The 21,293-nt window shown below is 42.1% G+C and carries 17 protein-coding genes; 11 read left to right on the forward strand and 6 right to left on the reverse strand.

What is annotated here, in order from left to right; genetic code table 11:
- Positions 1 to 24: 24 nt before the first annotated feature.
- From rluA to ACED29_RS02745, 3 genes are all read right to left on the reverse strand, one after another.
- Positions 25 to 702, reverse strand: a complete 678-nt coding sequence (rluA, locus tag ACED29_RS02735; RefSeq protein ID WP_371696975.1) for a bifunctional tRNA pseudouridine(32) synthase/23S rRNA pseudouridine(746) synthase RluA — start codon at positions 700 to 702, stop codon at positions 25 to 27.
- 85 nt (positions 703 to 787) lie between these two features.
- A complete protein-coding gene (locus ACED29_RS02740; RefSeq protein ID WP_124017290.1) occupies positions 788 to 1,078 on the reverse strand; it encodes a hypothetical protein in 291 nt (96 codons plus the stop codon).
- Between the two features lie 32 nt (positions 1,079 to 1,110).
- The gene (locus ACED29_RS02745; protein WP_371696976.1) at positions 1,111 to 1,530 is read right to left on the reverse strand and encodes a hypothetical protein; all 420 of its coding nucleotides are present in this window, start codon (positions 1,528 to 1,530) and stop codon (positions 1,111 to 1,113) included.
- A 404-nt stretch (positions 1,531 to 1,934) separates the two neighbouring features.
- Between ACED29_RS02745 and ACED29_RS02750 the strand changes: the two genes are divergently transcribed.
- Positions 1,935 to 2,924, forward strand: coding sequence for a 2-hydroxyacid dehydrogenase (locus tag ACED29_RS02750; protein WP_124017292.1), 990 nt, complete (start codon positions 1,935 to 1,937; stop codon positions 2,922 to 2,924).
- Positions 2,925 to 3,069: 145 nt separating this feature from the next.
- Entirely contained in the window at positions 3,070 to 3,807 is a 738-nt protein-coding gene (locus ACED29_RS02755; protein ID WP_273058376.1) for a dienelactone hydrolase family protein, read from the forward strand.
- Positions 3,808 to 4,039: 232 nt separating this feature from the next.
- Here ACED29_RS02755 and ACED29_RS02760 read toward each other — a convergent pair whose 3' ends face one another.
- Positions 4,040 to 4,603 (reverse strand): mechanosensitive ion channel family protein, encoded by a 564-nt coding sequence (locus ACED29_RS02760; protein WP_124017294.1) that lies wholly within the window; start codon positions 4,601 to 4,603, stop codon positions 4,040 to 4,042.
- Between the two features lie 151 nt (positions 4,604 to 4,754).
- Between ACED29_RS02760 and ACED29_RS02765 the strand changes: the two genes are divergently transcribed.
- From ACED29_RS02765 to ACED29_RS02805, 9 genes are all read left to right on the forward strand, one after another.
- Positions 4,755 to 5,498: a spermidine synthase gene (locus ACED29_RS02765; protein WP_124017295.1), complete on the forward strand. Its 744-nt coding sequence runs from the start codon at positions 4,755 to 4,757 to the stop codon at positions 5,496 to 5,498.
- A gap of 254 nt (positions 5,499 to 5,752) precedes the next feature.
- On the forward strand, positions 5,753 to 6,322 hold the full coding sequence (gene ahpC, locus ACED29_RS02770) for an alkyl hydroperoxide reductase subunit C (protein WP_124017296.1): 570 nt from the start codon (positions 5,753 to 5,755) through the stop codon (positions 6,320 to 6,322).
- Between the two features lie 112 nt (positions 6,323 to 6,434).
- The gene (gene ahpF / locus ACED29_RS02775; protein WP_371696978.1) at positions 6,435 to 8,000 is read left to right on the forward strand and encodes an alkyl hydroperoxide reductase subunit F; all 1,566 of its coding nucleotides are present in this window, start codon (positions 6,435 to 6,437) and stop codon (positions 7,998 to 8,000) included.
- Positions 8,001 to 8,471: 471 nt separating this feature from the next.
- Positions 8,472 to 10,091 carry a methyl-accepting chemotaxis protein gene (locus ACED29_RS02780; protein ID WP_124017298.1) on the forward strand — a complete coding sequence of 540 codons (1,620 nt, stop codon included), beginning with the start codon at positions 8,472 to 8,474 and terminating at the stop codon, positions 10,089 to 10,091.
- A gap of 343 nt (positions 10,092 to 10,434) precedes the next feature.
- Entirely contained in the window at positions 10,435 to 14,148 is a 3,714-nt protein-coding gene (locus tag ACED29_RS02785) for an ATP-binding protein (protein ID WP_371696980.1), read from the forward strand.
- On the forward strand, positions 14,148 to 14,801 hold the full coding sequence (locus tag ACED29_RS02790; protein ID WP_124017300.1) for a hypothetical protein: 654 nt from the start codon (positions 14,148 to 14,150) through the stop codon (positions 14,799 to 14,801). Before ACED29_RS02785 ends, ACED29_RS02790 begins: the two co-directional genes overlap by 1 nt.
- Positions 14,798 to 16,018, forward strand: coding sequence for a phosphoenolpyruvate carboxylase (locus ACED29_RS02795; protein WP_124017301.1), 1,221 nt, complete (start codon positions 14,798 to 14,800; stop codon positions 16,016 to 16,018). The genes ACED29_RS02790 and ACED29_RS02795 overlap by 4 nt, the downstream gene beginning before the upstream one ends.
- Positions 16,019 to 16,115: 97 nt before the next feature.
- Complete coding sequence (locus tag ACED29_RS02800; RefSeq protein ID WP_182698394.1) at positions 16,116 to 17,111, forward strand: hypothetical protein; 996 nt, start codon at positions 16,116 to 16,118, stop codon at positions 17,109 to 17,111.
- A gap of 309 nt (positions 17,112 to 17,420) precedes the next feature.
- The gene (locus tag ACED29_RS02805) at positions 17,421 to 18,677 is read left to right on the forward strand and encodes a dicarboxylate/amino acid:cation symporter (RefSeq protein ID WP_371696982.1); all 1,257 of its coding nucleotides are present in this window, start codon (positions 17,421 to 17,423) and stop codon (positions 18,675 to 18,677) included.
- 167 nt (positions 18,678 to 18,844) lie between these two features.
- On the opposite strand, the gene ACED29_RS02810 is transcribed toward ACED29_RS02805, so the two are convergent.
- Together ACED29_RS02810 and ACED29_RS02815 are read right to left on the reverse strand one after the other, a co-directional pair.
- Positions 18,845 to 20,020 (reverse strand): tetratricopeptide repeat protein, encoded by a 1,176-nt coding sequence (locus tag ACED29_RS02810; RefSeq protein ID WP_371696983.1) that lies wholly within the window; start codon positions 20,018 to 20,020, stop codon positions 18,845 to 18,847.
- Positions 20,021 to 20,251: 231 nt separating this feature from the next.
- Entirely contained in the window at positions 20,252 to 21,244 is a 993-nt protein-coding gene (locus tag ACED29_RS02815) for a class 1 fructose-bisphosphatase (protein ID WP_124017305.1), read from the reverse strand.
- Between the last annotated feature and the right edge of the window lie 49 nt (positions 21,245 to 21,293).

A 21,293-nucleotide genomic window follows, 5' to 3' on the forward strand; every position in this document is an offset into this window, starting at 1 on the left:
ATATTTATTAATAATGTTTAATTTTTACTGTTCATCTGTTGGCGTCATGAACGTGACGGCTGCTTCAAAATGCATTACTTGTCGTGAGTATGGATGAGTTATCGATAATGCTGCCGCATGCAGCAGTAACCTAGGTGATAAGCTTTTTGCTAAAGGATCGGCATAGAATCCATCGCCAAGGATCGGGTGCCCTAACGCCATCATATGAACTCTCAGTTGATGAGAACGTCCCGTAATTGGGGTGAGTTTTACTAACGTTGATTTAGCACCGTAACTGACAACTTCGACAAGTGTTACCGAAGGTTTGCCAATGGCGTGGTCGACTTTTTGCTTGGGTCTATTAGGCCAATCGCAAATGAGTGGTAAATCAACCTGAGTGATACTAGGCTTCATGTGGCCGGCAACCCGAGCATAATAAGTTTTGGCCGTTTCTCTATCACGAAATTGACGTTTTAATTCGCGCTCTGCACTGCGTCTAAGTGCGACGACAATCACCCCAGAGGTTGCCATATCTAGGCGATGTACAATTTGGGCATTAGGGTGTTCAGCTAAAACCCGCGCATAAATACTGTCATGATAAATGGCTTCTCTTCCCGGTACCGATAACAGTCCAGATGGTTTGTTTGCGACCAGAATATCTTTATCTTGATACAAAATATCCAGCCAAGGGCTGGTGGGTGGGTTGTATATGAAATCAGCCATAGTTGCTCTCGTGAGTCAATTCGCGGCAAAGATACCGTTAGGGCTTATGATGTGCAAGTATAGAATGGTACTGAGAAGTGGCGACTTAAGAGAATGCATTGCCGTTAACGTGCATTATGGTGAACGTCCACACGACAAATGCGAGCGGGATATGCACTAATGCATAAAAACATTGATCAAGTCGACTCATGCCTTTTGCTAACCAAATTAAATACAGGTGTGTGGCGATCACTGCGGGAAATAGCACCAGCAGAGGATAAAGCGAAAATGGACTAGCATCAGCAAAAATGGCGTGAGTCACTATTGCCCACGCCACCATAAAAGCGGTCGTCATTGGCGGCATTGCTATGCGATATTGATCTGGGTAAGGGAACATCCCATGTCCTTAAAGTCATTTATAGTTGGGTATTAGCCTTTTATTTCTTTTTTACTCTGAATCACCTTCCGGTGCACTATCGAATAATGCCGCAATCCGGCGGGTCCATGAGATACAATAACAGATAATAAAATAATAAAGATGATTAATTCAGAATAGCATTGGCTTATTTGAATAAAAAATCCTAACAATATGATTTTAAATAAGGTTAATACTCCTTTGAGTTGGATTAACCAGCGCCAATCTCTAATGATTTCCCAACTCATTAGCAGTACGCCAGATGTAATCGCTATAATCCAATAATTAAGCCATAGAGATAATTCAAGATTAAAGATAATACCGCCGCCACTGCCCACTATACCGATAATATGCAGTGCTCTTAATGACGTTTTACTGATCCGTTCGATCCAAAAACGACGGTTTGAGACTGGTAGTTTTTTTTTATGATTCATAGTGTCGTGGGCTTAATAACATTGCGCTAATATTAGCAATTTCAATATGTAAAAACAGTGATATACGCAGCAGTTCTTTTTATTATCAATGTGATTATATTGCTGGTGGATCAAATTTTATTTCCTTCAATATGGTTAGTATTTGACTCTAATATTAATTATGGTCATGGAATATTAGTGTGGCGAACGGGACAGATTTATTATCGGTATGACCAAATCCACTGAATTGCCAGTCACTATCCTTAAAGGCTCTTCACCAGAGAGAATCTAGATCACAACTTCATCGTTATTCAGTGTGATATTGACGACAATAACCGTTAATTCACATACAATTAATTCATATCTAGGGGCTGATCATATTGATGATTTGCTCATCAATTCGCTATTAGTAAATTTGGATACCTATGAAAATTGGATTTTTTAGCGCCAAGCCTTACGACATTCGCCATTTCACCAGTATTAACCAAACTTTTAAGGTTGATATTGAATTTTTTGATTACCGACTTTGCATGCAAAACGTCAAACTAGCGGAAGGCTATGAAGTTGTTTGTGCTTTCGTCAATGACTCCTTATGTGAAGAAGTATTAGTTGAGTTGGCCAAAGGTGGCACAAAAATTATTGCTATGCGTTGTGCTGGCTTTAATAACGTTGACTTAGTGGCTGCTGAGCGTTTAGGCATGAAAGTGGTCAATGTGCCCGCGTATTCACCAGAATCTGTTGCTGAGCATTCAGTGGCACTCATGTTGACGTTAAATCGTAAAATCCACAAAGCTTATCAGCGCACTCGTGACGCTAACTTTGCTTTATCGGGGCTTGTCGGTTTTAATATGTTTGGCAAAACCGTTGGCGTGATAGGTACGGGTAAAATTGGCCTAGCCACCATTAAAATCTTATTAGGTTTTGGCTGTAAAGTATTAGCATTTGACCCTTATCCAAACCAAGCTGTTATTGATCTTGGTGTCGAATATGTTTCATTAGAAACCCTCTATCCTCAATGCGATATCATCAGTTTGCATTGTCCATTGACCAAAGATAATCATCATTTACTCAACAACGTTAGCTTTAATCAAATGAAGCAAGGTGTGATGGTGATTAATACCAGCCGCGGTGGACTATTAGATGCATTGGATGCCATGGAAGCGTTAAAAGATGGCAAAATTGGTTCATTAGGACTTGATGTATACGAAAATGAAAAAGGTCTGTTTTTTGAAGATAAATCAAATGAAATTATTCAAGATGATATCTTCCGCCGCTTATCGGCTTGCCACAATGTTATTTTTACCGGTCACCAAGCTTTCTTAACTGAAGAAGCGCTGAACTCGATCGCCTCAACAACATTAACCAATGTGACTCAGTTGATCACAGGGCAAGTTTGTAATAATGAGCTGTTTTAATTTGTTATAGTGAGCAGTAATAGCAGCTCATTAATACCAACTCACGACAAACATCAGCTTACTAATGCATAGGACATACGCTGGCAATTGCCATTATGTTGGGTAGAGCCTTGTGTTGGGTATAGTGTGAAATAAATGGAATATTATGATTACAACAACTGAAATTCACGATATTAAAACGGCCACGGGCTTGATGCGTACCACGCTTTATCGTCCGGATACTAAAGGCCAATTTGCGACTATCATTTTCTACTCAGAAATATTCCAGCAAACTGCTCCGATAGCTCGATCTGCTGCTATCTTGGCTGGGCATGGGTTTGTGGTGTTAGTACCCGAAGTGTTTCATGAGCTCAACCCTATCGGAACTGTGTTGGCGTATGACGACGCAGGTAAAGATAAAGGTAATGCAGACAAGTGGGCTAAGCCGTTAGAACAACATGACAGTGACACTCAGGCGCTTGTCGATTTTGCGCGTGCACAGTCATTTTGCAGTGATAAAGTTGGCGCTATGGGAGTATGTATTGGTGGTCATTTAGCCTATCGAGCAGCGCTTAATCCTGATATTAGCGGGGCTTTTTGTTTGTATCCTACAGATATTCATTCCAATACATTACCTTGTAAAGAGGGCAATGATTCATTGGCTCGTACTGGCAGCATAAAAGGCGAGTTAGTGATGGTCTTTGGTAAACAAGATCCACATGTGACTAAAGAAGGTCGTAAGCTTATTTATCAAAAGCTTGAACAAGTGAATGCAAACTTTACTTGGCTTGAGGTCAATGCTCAACACGCTTTTATGCGCGATGAAGGTGAGCGTTTTGATGCCGCTTTAGCGTTGCAGATGTACTTGCAAGCCGTAGCGTTTTTCCATCGAGTATTAAACTAGCACCGCAATATGTCTGCGCAGAGCTTAAGTCTGAGTATAAATATGGGCTTAAATAAAGCAGGCATTATTCTATTCGATACATAAGCCCAGTTAATGTTAATAAGATTATGTATCGATTCTCTACTTATTACGGCATTATTCAGCCGAAATTGTGGTCAACATGGCTAAGACAGCAGAGCATTGGTTGCTATTAGTCAGATATGAATCACACCACTGGGTATACGCTAAAAGCTTACTTAAGCCATTTTGCTCTACTTGCATTAATCTTCGCCTTGGTTTTGTTGCTTGTTGCAAGTGAACTAGGGTGGCGTGGTTCGGGTAACTTAATCACCGCTTTTTGGAGCATCAAGCTGTTAGGGTAAGTCATCACATCGCCGATATCCCGTTTGATCAATACGTGAAACAAACTGATTTCGACAATAATGCCACTCATATCCTCTTCTTTATCGACAATTTTTATGCGATCGCCAATTCGATAAGGAAATGCAAAAAAGATCAATACACCAGCAGTGATGTTGCTCAATATCGACCATTGAGCAAATAGGGCCACGCCCAATACCGCAAAGGCTGAAGACACAAATAGCGACACCTCTTGATAGCCTAAACCTAATGACACCGCCATGACGGATATCGTCACAAAGAACAACAAATAAGAAATTAAACGAGTAATCAAACGGCTACGAACCTCGCTGACTTGTTTCTTTTGTGCTTGCTGACGGATCCATTTTTTGACCTGTCGCTGGGCTAGAAAGAACACCGCCAAATACAAAATTATCATCAATAAATGGTTAAACATGTCGATTTCCTATCTGGTCGTATTAATTTAATTCTGCGAGTTATCTGTATCACTTGTCGCCAACTTTATAGTGTATTCTGGGGTATAATAAGGTTTTAAAGTAGAAAAATCTTGCTGTCACGTATTGGCGAGACTCCTCACAGAGTGAAGTATGTCTGATTATAAAGTATTGCACGTCGACGGTGATCGGTTTGGTGATTTTTGTGTGCTCGACGATGGCGACTATCGGGTCTTATCATTTGGTGATAATGATGAGCAAAGTAAGATGGATAAGAGTCAACCTCATGTACCGCAACATACTTATGTTCAGGCCATGTTAGCAGTGCTGTTATTCAGCCAACCCAAAAGTGTGATTATTTTAGGCTTAGGTGGTGGTGCACTCGTGCATTCCCTTAGGCATTTTGATGCAGCGATTAAAATTACTGCAGTTGAATTGCGCCAACAAGTTATTGAAGTGGCTAAACGCTTTTTTCAATTACCTTTAGGTAAAAAACTGACCATAGTGCACCAAGATGCCTATGTCTTTTTAGCCCAAGCAGAGCATAAAAAAGTCGATGTTATTTTTGCTGATATCTACAGCGACAAAGGCGTAGATAAACAACAGTTGTCTAACCAATTTATTCAGCAAACAAAACAGCTGCTTAAAACGGATGGCTTTTTAGTATTAAATTGTTGGAAAGAACACAGTCGAGACTTACAGTTACGTGACACGCTTCATGAGCATTTTAATCAAGTCTTTGCTTGTTTAACCGGTGGTGGGAATTGGGTGGTATTTGCCACCAATAAAGCCAATTGTTTTTCTGCCGCAAATAATAAGCAAGATTTACAAGCCCTTTCACAAAAGCTCGATATTAATGTTAGCCGCGTACTGACACGATTTGGTCCTTGGGAATAACATCCACCAATAAACATCATTAATCGAGTACCAGCTTTCAAGCGTACTCGGTGTTGATGATTTATACCCTTCATACAAATAGTCTCTCAAAGATAGTTCAATATGAAAAACCGATTAGGGTGATAGTTTTTATCCGTTATACTTAGTTAGCCTCCATCGCTATTATAGCTACATCAGATGACGAGCACAGTTTGTTTATCATCACCGAAACCATATTGGTATCGGGTTTAATGTAAATCTAAATGGAGCATGACATGACACAATCTATCATCAATAGCACTATCAAACCGTTCAAAGCAACTGCATTCCATAATGGTGCTTTCGTTGACGTTACTGAACAAGATTTATTAGGTAAATGGGCAGTAGTGTTTTTCTACCCAGCTGACTTCACTTTCGTATGTCCAACTGAATTAGGCGACATGGCTGATCATTATGAGAAGCTACAGGCAATGGGCGTTGAAGTTTACTCAGTATCAACTGACACTCACTTCACTCACAAAGCTTGGCATTCAAGTTCAGACACTATAGGTAAAATTACTTACCCAATGATAGGTGATCCAACTGGCGCAATCACTCGCAACTTTGGTGTGATGATTGAAGAAGACGGTTTAGCACTACGTGGTACTTTTGTGATTAACCCAGAAGGCCAAGTTAAAGTCGCTGAAATTCATGACCTAGGTATTGGCCGTAGCGCTTCTGAACTAGTTCGTAAAATTCAAGCTGCACAATATGTTGCAACTCACGATGGCGAAGTATGTCCTGCAAAATGGCAGCCAGGTGAAGAAACATTAGCTCCTTCAATTGACCTAGTCGGTAAAATCTAACCACTAAGATAACCCTTAGGTTAGGAATATCATCTCCAGCTAGTCGGTGTTCCCCCGGCACTGACTAGCATCTTGTAAATTCATCGATTATTTCCCATTTTTAGGAGTTGTTATGTTAGATGCGAATGTAAAAAATCAACTGAAAACCTATCTGCAAAACCTCAAGCGCCCAGTTGAACTTGTCGTATCTGCAGATGACTCAAACAAAGGTAAAGAATTAACCAGCCTAGCCCAAGACATTGTTGACTCATCAGACTTAGTTTCAGTCACGTATCAGCAAGGCAAGCGCACACCAAGCATGAGTGTGATTAACCCACAAGCTGCAACCAACATAACCTTTGCTGGATTGCCAATGGGCCATGAATTTACCTCACTGGTGTTAGCGTTATTACACAGCGGCGGCCATCCGATTAAGTTGGATGCGGATATCATTGAGCAAATCCGTCAATTACCTGGTGAATTTCATTTTGAAACCTATATTTCGTTAAGTTGCCAAACCTGTCCAGAAGTGATCCAAGCACTTAATATGATGGCAGCAATTAACCCCAATATTACTAACGTGATGATTGACGGTGCGCTTTTCCAACAGGAAGTGAGCGATCGCAATATCATGTCAGTGCCATCAGTATTTTTGAACGGCGAAGCCTTCTCTGTGGGCGCCATTAGCGTTGTTGAAGTACTGAATAAGTTAGATAAAAATGCCGCTAGCAGACAAGCCGAACAATTAAACCAAAAATCAGTTTTTGATATGTTAGTGGTTGGCGGCGGCCCGGCAGGCGCAGCCGCGGCAATTTATTCAGCTCGTAAAGGGTTAAATACCGGCATTGTTGCTGAAAAGTTTGGTGGCCAAGTGGCCGAGACGGTCGGTATTGAAAACTTTATTTCAGTGTCTAAAACCGAAGGTCCAAAACTGGTGGCGAACCTTGAAGCTCATGTTAAAGATTATGACGTCGATATTATGCAAAACCAACGTGCGTTGAGTTTAGCTAAAAACGGTCTGCTTAATGTGACGCTTGAAAGTGGAGCCACCTTAAGCAGTAAAACGATTATCTTAGCAACCGGTGCACGTTGGAGAGAAATGAATGTCCCTGGTGAACAAGAGTATCGTAATAAAGGCGTAGCGTATTGCCCACACTGTGACGGTCCGTTATTTAAAGGTAAGCGAGTTGCGGTTATTGGCGGCGGTAACTCAGGTATTGAAGCGGCTATTGATCTAGCAAACATTGTCGAACACGTCACTGTACTTGAGTTTGACAGTAAATTACGTGCCGATGAAGTGCTACAGCGTAAGGCTAAATCAATGGGGAATATTACGATAATTACCCAAGCCATGACCACGGAAGTTAAAGGTGATGGTACTCGTGTAACCAGTTTGGTTTACACCGATCGCGCCAGTGGTGAAAGTCATACCGTAACCTTAGCCGGTATCTTTGTACAAATTGGTTTAGTGCCTAATACCGAGTGGTTAAAAGGTGTGGTTGATATGACTCCTCGCGGTGAAATTATTGTCGATGAGCGTGGTCAAACATCTATTCCTGGTGTATTTGCTGCGGGTGATGTCACTAATATCCCCTTTAAGCAAATCATTATTGCCATGGGTAGCGGCGCCACAGCATCATTGGGAGCATTTGATTATTTAATAAGACATTCAGAAGAAGCCGATGTTCAAGCTGCATAAAATGTTGCAATAGCCATTTAATGAGGTGCTGTAATCGCCTCAATGAACCAAAAACAGCCCGCTTTTGCGGGTTTTTTGTTGTTATATTGATTTATAGTCTTTAAGTGAGTGGATTAACCGTCTATAAATAAGCACAAACAAATTGATATATTAGAAAAATTTCAAGTATATTGATGTTAGGCCGATATTGATTTACACCGATATACATTGAAAACTTCGTGATTTACAGCAACAAAAATTTATACTTGGTTAAGATTAAATAAAATTATGCTCTTATTATCAAAGATGCTTATAACAATAAAACATATAGTTAATTGACTAAAGAATAGCGTTAAGCGGTATTTTTACAGCACATACAAACTCAAGGAGCGAGCACAGGCATCAATAGCCTTAATAACAATATTTTGGTCGCTGCATTAAGAAGTTTTACGTTTGCTTTATCTTCATTTGATTATCGCTTAGGGGCGAAATATGAATTGGTTTAGTAACATGTCGATCTTTAAAAAGGTAGGACTGATTTTTGTCTTATCAGTGATTATTTTTGCCGTTAACCTTGGCATCAGCACCGTTGCGATTAATAAAAACCGTGACACATTATCTTTCATGGAGACCAAAGTTGCACAGCGTGTTGAGCTTGCAAATCAAAATGTCATATTTGTCCAACGATTAGATGAGTTGTATACCCAATCAGTATCCTTTGCCGATGAAGATTTGCTCGGGAACGCCATGAAAACCTTTTCTTCACTCAAAGATAACTTAACCAATCTATCAACTATTGATCAGCCCGAAAGTGCATTGTTATCGCAATTATCTAACAGCCTAGACGAATACAATACCATGACACTGTCACTGGCTAGAGGAATGCTAGACGGTACTATTGATATGGCTGATGTGGGGCAAATTAGTCAGAAAAAAGCCAAAATATTCGAAAGCTTAACGAATGGGATCACGGCTTATAAGGCCGATAAAGTGGCAGAGTTTAGCTCTACTATTAAAGAAGCGGGTGACCGCTCTGAACAGAGTTTATACCTGTCATTGGGCATAGGGGTCGCATTGTTGGTCTTTATGGCTCTTTCAACTATTTCAATTGCGCGTGCCATTAGCGGCGCTGCGGGTGATGTGGCCAACTCATTAGGTGAATTAGCTGACGGTAAAGGCAATTTACGTCACCAACTGACGGTTGTCGGGACTGATGAATTAGGGCAGGTATCAAGCAACTTTAATCGATTTTTACGCTTACTTGCTGAGTCAATTCAAAGCGTTGTGAGTGTGACTAAACCATTGCTAGACAGTGCATCATCGCTAAAAGAGCGCATGGCGGTTGCAACTAAAGCGACTAAGCAACAAAGTCACGATGCTAAAACTGTGCATATGTCGATGGAAGAAATGCGTCATTCGGTCAATGATATTTCACACAGTGCCCAACAAGCGGCTGAAGCTGCACAAGTTGCTGAACGTGAGGCAACGGAAGGTTTAGCGGTAGTGCAGCGCACGGTGAGAATTTCACAAGAACTTAATTCAGGTATTGAACTCGCATCAAATTCTATCAATGAGTTAGCCAAAGATACCGAAAGTGTTGGCTCTATTTTGAACGTGATTACCTCTATTGCAGAACAGACCAACTTGCTCGCGTTAAACGCTGCCATTGAAGCCGCCAGAGCGGGAGAACATGGACGAGGCTTTGCCGTGGTTGCTGATGAAGTTCGTGCACTGGCGTCTAAAACTGCCGACGCGACTAAAGAGATCCGTGGCGTATTAGAAAAGCTTAAAGTAGCGGCTGAATCATCGGTTAGCACCATGGATGTGGCCATTGCTAAGTCATCAGAAAACGAGCGTTATGCCAAAGATACCGGTGCAGCATTAAGTTCAATTCAATCTAAAATTGTCAGTATTAACAGTATGAATACCCATATAGCAGCAGCTACAGAACAGCAGTCTTTAGTTGCTGCACATGTTGCCAATAACGTAGTTGAAATGAATGCTTCATTTGATCAAACACTGGGTATTCTTGCACAAGTGCAGGGGATTTCAGAAGGATTAGATGGGTTTGCTAATGAGCTTAGCCATGCGACCTCACAATTTAAATTGTAACGTTAATCTTAATATAAAATGCTCAGATAAATTTTAGTACCGCATAACAAAAAACGCAGAGAGAAATCGCTGCGTTTTTTGCTTTATTGCAGCGAAAAAAGATCTTATTTACCCCCAAACTTGAGCACATTTATGCGACATAAACCGTTTCTGCTTGTTTGCTGCATTGTTAGCCGCCATTTTTGAATTATTTAGCGTATTATAAAGCCAATTTTTGTGGGTGAAAATTGCCTCTAGGCCGCGTTTGTTTTACTTTATTGACATTGAAAAAACAGACGTTATTTTTTCATCCGTATTTTGCTTTTTAGTCACTGCAATGTGAGCTGTTTGGAAAAGGATTATCATGCCAAGCTTGATTAGAATCGTGTTAATTAATACCCACCTACCGGGTGTGGTCGAACTGTTATTAAGTGGTCACACCAATATTTGCGGTACCAATGCCTCGGGTAAAACAACCTTACAACGTCTGGTGCCGGTATTTTATGGCGAATATCCAAGCCGAGTGGTGCCTTCAACGCGTGACAGTTTTGAGCGTTGGTATTTACCCCATGATTCAAGCTACATTATCTATGAATATCAAAAAGATGATGGCTTACTTTATCAAGCTGTTTTAGCCTCAGCAGGTGATGGTAAAGGGGTTAACTACCGCTTTATAGCCCGCGGTTTTGAGTTAGATCATTACATTAAGTCACGTAATGGCGACACCATTATTTGTCATTCAATGGCAGAGCTTGGCCGTGAAGTAAAACGTGATGGAGTTGCTCATACTAACTTGTTAAATACCCGCGAGTTTCGCGCGATCATTCAAAACGATCGCAGCTTGCTGAACACCGGCAGTAACCGCAATGAGTTGCGCACTTATGCGCGTCAGTTCTCCTTGTGTGACGGCGACCATAGCTTGCGTCATATCGAAAAACTCGCCAAAGCAGTGCACTCGAAAGAGGGCAAGATGGAAACGGTTAAATCAATGATCGCAGCCATTTTAGAGGAAGATGGTGTTAACCCGCCGACTTCTAGACTCAATCCGCAGCGAGTAGAAACCTGGATCCGTGAAAGCCAGCTGGTGCAAGGTTTTGAGCAAATCCGCCCAGAATATGACAAGCTCGAACAAGAATTTAATCAGTTATTAAGTGCCGAGCTACGCTTGGCCAGTTTATCGCGCGGTTATCGCGCTGATGAAACCTTAGAGTCTGAGCGCCAAGACCGTAATCAAACTCATGGCAAAGAGTTAAACCTCAACTTGCGCTTGTTAGATGAAGAGTGGAAAGATGTTCGTGATGAGCTAAACCAAGAATTATCAGCAGCAAAAGGCGATTCTGGTAAGTTTGAAGATGAACTCAATGCCATTGAAGATCAGCACGCCGCTTTTTTAGATGCCGATATTGAACAAGCCAAAGCAGACCTTGATAATTTGCCGAATTGGCGCAGTGATGTTGAAAATCTTAACGAACGTCATAAATTACAAACCGAAAAACACCAAGACATCGAAGCGGCTTTTAATGCACGTCGCAGTAAAATTGCTGAGCAATTACATCGTGAACTTGAAGTCTTACATCTTGAACAAGACGCTCAACGTGAAGCCCGCGATAAGCAGCGCGAACTCGCCAATGACGACCTTGCTAAGTTAGAACTGCAATGGCGTGAACAAACCGATGTGGGTAAAGCAACATTCAGCGAACAAGAATATCAACTCAAATTAACTGCTGCCGAGCTCAAACATCAAGTGGATGGTGTGACTTATACCGAAGATGAAAAAATGCGCCTAGCCATTTTTGATGAGCGTATTAGTTTGGCCGACGAAGAACAAGAAACCTGCAATCAAAAGGTCGATCGCTTAACCACTGAAGAACGTAAACAACGGGCCAAACGCGATCAAGCGAATGAAGCGCTGCGCATTGCCACCATTCGTGTCAGCGACAGAGAAAATGCCAAAGAAGAACTGCACCATATGTTGTTCCCGCAGTCGCATACACTATTGGAATTTTTGCGAAAAGAAGCCCACGGTTGGGAGCACACCTTTGGTAAGGTTATCGCTCCAGAGTTGTTGCATCGCAGTGACTTACACCCAAGCCTAACCCAAGACAGCAGTGAAGCCCTCTTCGGGGTGAATCTCGACCTCAAAGCGATTGATGTTCCCGAGTATGCCGCAACAGAGCAAGATTTACGTATTCGCTTAGCCAAAGCAGAAGACGCATTGCAAAGCGCTCAAGAAATGCATGCAGAAGCGGAAGATCAGCTGGTTGCCATGAATGCAGCGCTCGATAGTATTACCCGTGAGCTGACCTTTGCTCGCACAGCCTATAAAAATAGTCGTGAAGACTTGCGCCGTTTATTTGATGAAAAACGTAACGAACAACAAAAAATTAATCAAGCAGTAACCGATCGCAAAGCAGATTCGAGCAAAAGATTAGTGCAGCTTGAGCATGAGCTTAAGCAACTTCATAATCAGCATCTTGGTTGGTTAACAGAGCAAAAAGAGCAGGCGCTGGAAGCGCGTATGGAAAAAAATGCTTATTGGCAAGAAGTGGTCGGCGCCATTGATAATCAATTGGGGCAAATTAAAGCCAATATTGAACAACGCCGCGCTAATGCTAAAACCGAACAAAAGGCCGGTGAAACCTGGTACAAAAACGAGCTTAAGTCACGTGGAGTTGATGAAGGCACGATTTTGGCGCTTAAAAAGCAAATACGCGATCTTGAAGCCAAAATTAGTCATGCTGAACAACGTCGCAGTGATGTGCTGCGTTTTGATGATTGGTATCAGCACACTTGGTTGGTGCGTAAGCCAAAATTGCAAACTCAATTAGCTGATGTTAAGCGTGCTACGCTGGAATTAGAGCAACAATTAAAAGCGAAAACCACAGAAATTAAGCAACGTCGTGACAGCCTAGAAACCGACCGTAAAGCTTGTGATGCTGCCCAAGTTGAGGCCTCTGAAAACCTCACTAAACTGCGTGCAGTGATGCGCAAACTCGCAGAGCTTAAACTGCCCGGCAACAATGATGAAGCGACCGGCGGTATTGGTGAACGTTTGCGTCAAGGCGAAGATTTATTGCTAAAACGCGACTATTTAATGGGTTCAGTGAAGCAATATGTTGAGCACTTTGATTCGGTTATTGCCAGTAAATCAGGTTCAAGTTTAGCCGAGTTTTGGGAACGAGCCCGCGATGAGTCGAGCTTTGTCAACGATAAAGGCATTCGTTTACTTGACTACCGTAAGTTGGTGCCACAGCTTGAACAGCTACTGAATGTGATGGTGCCGCAATCGTTAATGGCGATTCGTGAGCAAGGACGAATTTTTGGTATCGACTTAACCGCGTTTTATGATGTGTTAACTGATATCGATCGCCGTATTGCCAGCCAAAGCGCGCGCATTACCCGTGAAGTGGGCGAGGAGTTATTTCTTGATGGCGTATCAGAGTCTGCGGTCCGTATTCGCTCGCGCATTAGTGAACTTGAATTTTGGCCCGAACTTGAAGTGTTTGTTAAAGCCTTTAAAGCGTGGAAGGCAGACGGTTTTAGTCAGCTACCAGACGAGCACTACACTAACTCAATGCGCCGCGCTTTAGACATTATTGGTCGCGCAGCATTAACTGGCGGCATAGCCAAATTACTCGAAATCGAATTACGTTTAAAAGAAGGTAACAGCGACTTAATTATTCGTACCGATCGCCAATTAAACGAATCGTCTAGTCATGGTATGGCCTACCTAATTTTATGTAAATTCTTATTAGCGTTTACTCGTTTATTACGTGGCAAAGCCAATGTGACCATTCATTGGCCCATCGATGAGTTAGGCACTTTGCATCACACCAACGTGAAGAAAATTTTCGATGCCTGTGAAAACAATAATATTAGTGTATTAGGCGCATTTCCGAACCCAGAATCTGAAGTGTTAAATCTATTTGCTAACCGTTATATCATTAATAAACAAACTAAAAAATTGCAAGTGGTGAAGCCAAAAGCCAACCCATTAGCGGCACGTTTATCACAACGGAATGCTGAAATGACCCATACCGACACCAGCATGACTGAAACTGCTAAGGAGCACATCTAATGTCAGATTCGACTGAAACAACCTTAGTAGGTACTGGTGCGTTAATTGAGCAACTGCTGCGCGGTGAATTTGTTTGCCGTGTGACTAACGAAGACGGCTGGCGCGCCCTAAAGAATAATAGTACTCGTGACCGAGTTGAAACCTATCTGAATCAAATTAATCGTACCGTTGCCAGCGCTGGTGAAGGCGAAGTGTTTTTTTGCGGCTATTTGCAGCTGGGCGAAGTGGAACGTAAAGTGATTTCGTCGCAGTTTAAAGATATTTGCGCCGCGCTGATCCCACTGGTGGAATGGTTAGTTCTGGTGCAAGAAGCCAGTGGTCAAGATGCGCCTTTAAGCGAAGGTGCCCCTATTCGCTTAACCGACTTACAAGCACGGATTGAAGACACGCCAGCCTTCAGAGAACAGCTGACTAAGTTGAGCCATTATCGATTATTTGGTTCAAGCAGTACTAACGTTGATGGCCAAATTAAGTTGGTGTTTAAGCGGTTAGTGGAGCTGGGTTATTTAACCAAACCCAATAGTGAAAAACAGATTTATATCGCCACGGGTAAACTCGATTATTTGTACGAAGTGATCCGTTTTATTGATGAAACCGAAGGCTTAAGTCTTGAGGCTCAAGCCGAAACCGCGACCCAAAGGGATCTTATATGAGCAGCAACTTACACCAAGCTGGGGTAAAGCTGCTCAAACAACTTGGGCGGCATGCCGACGTCATTATGGATGCCTATTTAGCGGGGTCGATTAGCGATACTGCCCATGATAGTGGCGTTATTGAAAAATTAAGAAAAAGTGGCATTTTATGGCGCCCTGAGCCCGATCAAGAACTGCGCTTAAAGCGTTCAGTGCGGGCATTATTGGAAGAAGCTTTAAGCGATGAGCGCAACAGACAAATTGATGCTAACGTCGGTTCGGCGCTCGCAACGATAAAAACCTTAGCCGATCACTATAAAGAAGCGCGCCGCGATGTTGATTTTAGCGCAGCGGAAGCCTATTTAGCTGATTTAAATGAGCATGTGTACAGTTTTACCGACAGTTTACGTTATTCAATCCGGGTGTTGTGGAGCCGCATTAATAATGAATTTGGCTATGTAGGCACCATAAGCGCGAAAATTCGCGAAAACGAATTAGCTCAAAGCCAAGTATCAGAACTGCTCAATGGTTTAGACATGTTCCAATTTAGCGAGCTAGGTGAAATTGCTGGTGATATCCGCGAACTGCGCCGCTTACTAATGACGAGCTTGCAAGAAACCTTAAGTCAATGCACCCAGGAATTAAGCATTGTGCAAGCGCGATTGTACGAGCTATTGGGCCGGTTTAGACAAATACAAGGACGCACCAGATTACTAAAAGGCTGGTTATTACACACCAGCATGCATCCAGATTATCAACCTGAAAACCATGTGGTGCATAAAACAGTACCTGTATTGTTCAACTGCGCTGAAGCCTTGATAGCCCCCGCGAGTGTTGATGTTGCTAATCCGCATCATGAACTTGAGCTAATGAGTTTGGTCGCGCAAGTGAAAGCCATCAGCCGTGATTCATTACCGGCCATGCTGCGTGAACACAACGTGACCTTTGAAATGGGTGACAGTGAAGATTTTGATATCCCTGAAAACCCACTGAAAATTGCTGTTGATGAGTATTTCTGTGAAGTGATTGATTCAGGTCTGCGTCAATCGGCGCTCAGTTACCTTACAGAGAAACAATTGCAGTGGGATGCAGAAAGTTGGCTATATCAGGTGATTGGTGGCTATGAAGGCTTAGCTGATGAGCATAAGAATTACTTTGAGCTTGAACCTATAGGAAAGCCTGACCCGGTATATAGTGGCAACTTTGTCATTCACGATGTTGAACTTTGGTTAGCGTAACCTTGGGGTCATTTCGTTGGCCATTAAGCTTGTCGGCGATCAATATTGTTAACGTGTAATAAACTGAAACGATCAATATAAAAGATGAAGAGTCTAGATGGCGAGTATCAGTAAACATCACTTGCAAATGTTGGCTCGCGCAGCAAAACAACGATTGCCGCGAGTGCCATTTAATGCCGGTTGGCAACATGTTTATCGTCTATGGCAAATAGGTGAAACCGACGGCGCCCAAAAGCAATTGTACTTAAGCGTTAACGATCATCTGTTACTGCGACAAATGGCACAAATCGATACCGGCCTAGATATTCTAGCGCTAGACTTTGATGTGACACGCCAACAAATGTCGCAGCAAAGCGCGAATGAGAAATACGCCAATATTGCGCCAGAAGCCGACTATCTGCTGCTAAAGTTAGCCCCACCGTTATGCCAAGGCCTATTGGCCGAGCATGATTGCGCACTAAGACTTAAGGTTGATCGTGCCGTTAACCTTTGCGAACAGCTCGCCATTAACTGCATTATGGTGGTGGAAAACTTAGACAGTTTTGATAACGTTTTCCAGTATCAGTTTGATCAATCTATGACTAAGCTTATGGAACGGTGCATGGTGGTGTATCGCGGCAGTCATCATTATTCCCCCGCTGGACGCAAACATTTCTTAGGTTTGATTGATCCTGCCAAGGTGCAAGTGATTGCGTTTACCGATTTAGATCCCGCCGGGTTAATGATTGCCCATAGCCTAGATCATTGCCAACACCTCGTCGTTCCTCAATTAGCCCTCAGTGCACCCGCAACATTACTGGCATTGCCGCAAATCAATTCAGCGACAGATTTTTATAAGCAGCAGCGTCAGTTAGCTTATATCAATGAAACTATCGCGGCTAAAAATAACCCCGGTGAATACCTTGGGTTACAGCCATCGCCTTTAGTCAATCGACTTATGCCGAGTTCATCGACCTCTGATGTCATTGATGGCAGCAAAGGCTTAGCAGTAGATTGGGATCAATTAGTGGCTTGGGTGGCACGCTATCATGTCAGTATTAAGCAACAACATATGCTGGCAAAAAAGCTCATCTTGTCGTTATTGCGCTTTTAGAGGTTATAAGCACTGTCCATTTATGGCATTTGAGCCAGCATAAATCAGTGTTGAAGTTATGATAAATGGTTTTCTGCGATAAATATGTCCTTACTTACTAATGTTTTGATTGGCTAATCGTATGTTTATTATGGCATTTATAATTATTTCGATATGAAGTCTGTAAAAAGTGGTCAGCTTTGTTCAGATGATGATTGAATTATCTTTGTCTATGTCTCAGTATCACTGCGCTCGAATAAAAAAAATGCCTAGGATTGGGTATATTAATAATAATTAGCAACTAATGTTGCATTTCGAATGGGAAAAAATATGACAAAATCACTTTCTGCACGGATCTTTATTGGTCTATTTCTCGGGGTTGTGCTGGGCAGTATTGTGCAGTTTTTATTAGCCGATAATGCTTTTTTTGGTGGCACATTAGTGACTCTGGCAAGTGGTGTTGGCACCATGTTTGTTAATATGATCATGATGCTAGTCGTGCCACTGGTGTTTGTGAGTATTGTTTGTGGTGTGTGTGAATTACAAGATTTAAAAAGTTTTGGTCGTTTAGGCGGTAAAACCTTTGGTTTTTATATTATTAATACCGTGATTGCTATTTTAGCTGCCTTTACCGTTGCTATGATATTTGAACCTGGTAAAGGCGTGGATATGTCGAGCAATGGCTCGCTGGATATTACTGCGACTGAACTGCCAGATTTAATGTCGTTAATTGTGAGTATTGTGCCAAATAATCCTTTTTCAGCTTTTACCTCTGGCAATATGCTGCAAGTGATATTTATGGCGCTATTAATGGGCGGCGTGATCAAGTCAATGGGCGCATCTGTTGAAGGTGCGGTGAAAGGATTTCAAACTGCCAATAAAATCATGATGCGTTTAATTTCAGTGGTTATGAGTTTAGCGCCGTACGGTGTATTTGCCCTGATGTTTAAATTAGGTGCAACCTTAGAGCCTGAAATTTTTGTTAGTGTTGTCGAGTATTTAGTGCTTATTTTGACATTGTTGTTGATATGGATTTTTATCGTATATCCCTATTCTGTCAGTTTATTTACCCCAGTTTCAGCGAAAACCTTTCGCGAGAAAACCCAAGAGCAAATTTTATTTTCGCTATCAACAGCCAGTTCAAATGCGACAATTCCAGTCACTATGCGCACACTGACAGACAAGTTAGGGGTGAGTAAAGCAGTTGCTGGTTTTGGTGTACCGCTTGGTGCAACTATGAATATGGGTGGGGTATCGATTTATATCACTATTGCGATTTTCTTCGTTGCTAATGCCTTTGGGATGCCTATCAGCAATGAGCAAATCCCGTCGTTACTGTTTAGCGTGTTTTTATTGTCAGTAGGTGCGGGTGGCGTTCCTGGCGGCGGCATGGTGATGATTGGGGTGTTGATTTATCAATTAGGTTTACCAACAGAGGCATTTGTTATTGTGGCTGCATTGGATCGTATTATTGATATGGTGCTGACATCATGTAACGTGGTGGGTGATACTGCGGTATTAACTATTGTCGATCAAACTGAGCAAGTACATCAGCTTGAGGCGGCAAAAGCTGCTGAAGAAGCATAGCCATAATCGAGTGATCATCATGGTGATTTAGTTGTTGATAAACATGGCCTGCACAAGCAGGCCATTTTTATGTTTAATGTTTTTACGCAAACGATGTGCTGAGGATTGTATCGTTGGGATTTTCTATTCAAACCTATGGCTAGAATGGTTAGCGATACTATAAGACCTTATCTATGCTGCATTTTATTTTCAATTTTAGACATAATCTTTAATGTAGATGTTTCTAAATCATCTAAACGGCGATGCGCAACCAGTTCATAAGAGCGATTAATATATCGATAAGCTTGCGGGTAGTTATGTTCAACCATTTCTAATTCCGCTAAATCGTTGAGCGCTTGTGTTTGCCCCACGGGGTAGCCCATCATTTTATGATATTCAATGGCTTTTTTAAATTGCTCTCTGGCATCAGCATTACGGCCGATGCGCTGATTTATCACACCAGCAAGCTGTGATATATAACCCAGCGTTAGCCAGTCTTGCACTTTTGCAGCATTAGTTTTGGCGATACTAAGCACGCTTAGTGCGTGTTCTATCTTATTGGTTTCAGTGTAACTTTGGGCTAAGAGTAATCTGAACCTGGCCAGCTCTCGTTCATCTTTTTGGCGAGAAGCTTCAACGATTGCGGCAGTCAATGTGCTATTCAGTCGTTGATATTGATGTCGCTGTAATTGAATCATGGCAAGTAGGCGCTGAGCGACTAAGTTATCGGGCGCAGTATCTATCAGCGCAGATAATTGCTCCTCTGCTGCGACGCTATCACCACCTTGCATCAGAGCTATTGCGTGAATTAGTTGTGGCGGGCTAAAACGTGAATCGAATTGCTCTGTGATTTTACTGTGCTGTGGATGGACCTGTTGATTAATCAACTCGGCTGCAGTGAGCAATGCTTGCTCTATGCTCGCTACATTAACGACATCACTTTCACTACTGTGTTGTTGGTGTAATGTAAAGGCTAATTGGTATTGATTATTAGTGCTTTTAATACTTGATTCAATCACCAAGACTGCGCCAGAAATCGCCATAATTTGCTTAATATCGGCCGCTTTATCTGAGTGCTTTCTAGAGATAAGTGAGATGATATTGATAATATCCTCAGTTTGCAGCAAGGGGTAATTAACCCCTAGATTGAGTTGATGGATAAGCATATCCATCGCAGCATAGCGATTCCATAGTGGTTCAATCTTGTCTGATGTGATGTTTACAGGGAGCACTAAAACCGTACCATTTTGTAAATATGCTGGTTTAGTTAACGTGAGATAGACATAACATCCTAGGCTGATAAGCAGTAATACTACAATAGCTGCAATATATGTCTTTTTATTCGATGAGCTGACTTGCTGCATCGCTATAGTCCATTATCAATATTGAATAAATTAACTTAGAGGTTATTTAAGTTATTGTAAAGAAATGCTTCTTTCTCTCCGTACTTAGGGGGTGAACTTAAGGTTTTATCGATGGTAAGTATCTAATACTCATACTCATACTCATACTCAGAAGATTGATGCTGATGGACTTGGTTACTTAGCGCCCCAGACTAAAAAACCGCCCAAAGGCGGTTTTTTTAATGGCTCAATTTAGTCGATTGATGGTTCTTCGCTGTAATCAATACCGTGGTAGCTCAAGCAAGTATCGACTTCGTTGGCGCTACCTAAAATCACCGCTACACGCTGATGAATGGCTGTTGGCTCAATATCCAATATGGTTTCGTAGCCGGTTGAAGCTTTGCCGCCCGCTTGCTCAACGAGCAATGCCATTGGGTTCGCCTCGTACATTAAGCGTAACTTAAAAGGTTTTTCAGGGTTTTTATTGTCTGTTGGGTAAGTAAAAATACCACCACGGCATAATACGCGATGCACATCACCTACCATGGCGGCAATCCAACGCATATTAAATGATTGCTCGCGTGGACCAATTGAACCGAGTAATAAGTCGGCTATATAGGTTTGCATTGGGGCTTCCCAAAAACGTTGGTTTGACATATTAATGGCAAACTCCGCAGTGTCTGGAGTGATTTGTACGTTATCGTCGGTCAGTAAAAACTCTTGGCTGTCGGGAGCTAAAGTATAAAACTGCGTACCATTACCCGTCGTAAGCGCCATCATGGTTGATGGTCCATATAACACATAACCGGCTGCCACTTGCTTGCGACCAGCCTGTAAAAAACTTTGCTCGTTTAAGGCTCCGTCTGGTGCAGGTAATACAGAGAAAATGGTACCGACCAATGAGTTTATATCAATATTTGATGAACCATCAAGTGGATCAAAACACACCAAATATTCTCCATTAGCACTCACTTCAACCACATAATCTTCTTCTTCAGAGGCTAAACCACGAACGTGACCGTCGGTTTTTAGCGCATCTTTAAGCATGTCATTAGTGATAACATCGAGTTTTTTCTGAGTTTCGCCTTGAATGTTTTCTTGTTCTGTCGCGCCTAAAACACCGGCTAATGCACCGTGACGAACAGCAACACTAATGGCTTTTGAAGTGTCAGCTAAGGTTAACAGTAATTGTGCTAAAGACGTATTTACGGCTTGTGCGCTAAGGGTTTGTGCCAAAGTCTGCATGATTTTTCCTATGAGATTTTGCGAAGTTAAGGTCGAGGTAATTCTTTCT

Source organism: Shewanella sp. 5S214 (genome assembly GCF_041439795.1).
GTDB classification, from domain to species: domain Bacteria; phylum Pseudomonadota; class Gammaproteobacteria; order Enterobacterales; family Shewanellaceae; genus Shewanella; species Shewanella vesiculosa.

What these genes read in the sequence shown, in the direction of transcription:
- ACED29_RS02745 (WP_371696976.1), bottom strand. Translation starts at nt 1,530, where the DNA reads ATGAATCATAAAAAAAAACTACCAGTCTCAAACCGTCGTTTTTGGATC.
- ACED29_RS02765 (WP_124017295.1), top strand. Translation starts at nt 4,755, where the DNA reads ATGTCTGATTATAAAGTATTGCACGTCGACGGTGATCGGTTTGGTGAT.
- ACED29_RS02805 (WP_371696982.1), top strand. Translation starts at nt 17,421, where the DNA reads ATGACAAAATCACTTTCTGCACGGATCTTTATTGGTCTATTTCTCGGG.
- ACED29_RS02780 (WP_124017298.1), top strand. Translation starts at nt 8,472, where the DNA reads ATGAATTGGTTTAGTAACATGTCGATCTTTAAAAAGGTAGGACTGATT.
- ahpF (WP_371696978.1), top strand. Translation starts at nt 6,435, where the DNA reads ATGTTAGATGCGAATGTAAAAAATCAACTGAAAACCTATCTGCAAAAC.
- ACED29_RS02815 (WP_124017305.1), bottom strand. Translation starts at nt 21,244, where the DNA reads ATGCAGACTTTGGCACAAACCCTTAGCGCACAAGCCGTAAATACGTCT.
- ACED29_RS02760 (WP_124017294.1), bottom strand. Translation starts at nt 4,603, where the DNA reads ATGTTTAACCATTTATTGATGATAATTTTGTATTTGGCGGTGTTCTTT.
- ahpC (WP_124017296.1), top strand. Translation starts at nt 5,753, where the DNA reads ATGACACAATCTATCATCAATAGCACTATCAAACCGTTCAAAGCAACT.
- ACED29_RS02800 (WP_182698394.1), top strand. Translation starts at nt 16,116, where the DNA reads ATGGCGAGTATCAGTAAACATCACTTGCAAATGTTGGCTCGCGCAGCA.
- ACED29_RS02740 (WP_124017290.1), bottom strand. Translation starts at nt 1,078, where the DNA reads ATGTTCCCTTACCCAGATCAATATCGCATAGCAATGCCGCCAATGACG.
- ACED29_RS02790 (WP_124017300.1), top strand. Translation starts at nt 14,148, where the DNA reads ATGTCAGATTCGACTGAAACAACCTTAGTAGGTACTGGTGCGTTAATT.
- ACED29_RS02810 (WP_371696983.1), bottom strand. Translation starts at nt 20,020, where the DNA reads ATGCAGCAAGTCAGCTCATCGAATAAAAAGACATATATTGCAGCTATT.
- ACED29_RS02785 (WP_371696980.1), top strand. Translation starts at nt 10,435, where the DNA reads ATGCCAAGCTTGATTAGAATCGTGTTAATTAATACCCACCTACCGGGT.
- ACED29_RS02795 (WP_124017301.1), top strand. Translation starts at nt 14,798, where the DNA reads ATGAGCAGCAACTTACACCAAGCTGGGGTAAAGCTGCTCAAACAACTT.
- ACED29_RS02755 (WP_273058376.1), top strand. Translation starts at nt 3,070, where the DNA reads ATGATTACAACAACTGAAATTCACGATATTAAAACGGCCACGGGCTTG.
- rluA (WP_371696975.1), bottom strand. Translation starts at nt 702, where the DNA reads ATGGCTGATTTCATATACAACCCACCCACCAGCCCTTGGCTGGATATT.
- ACED29_RS02750 (WP_124017292.1), top strand. Translation starts at nt 1,935, where the DNA reads ATGAAAATTGGATTTTTTAGCGCCAAGCCTTACGACATTCGCCATTTC.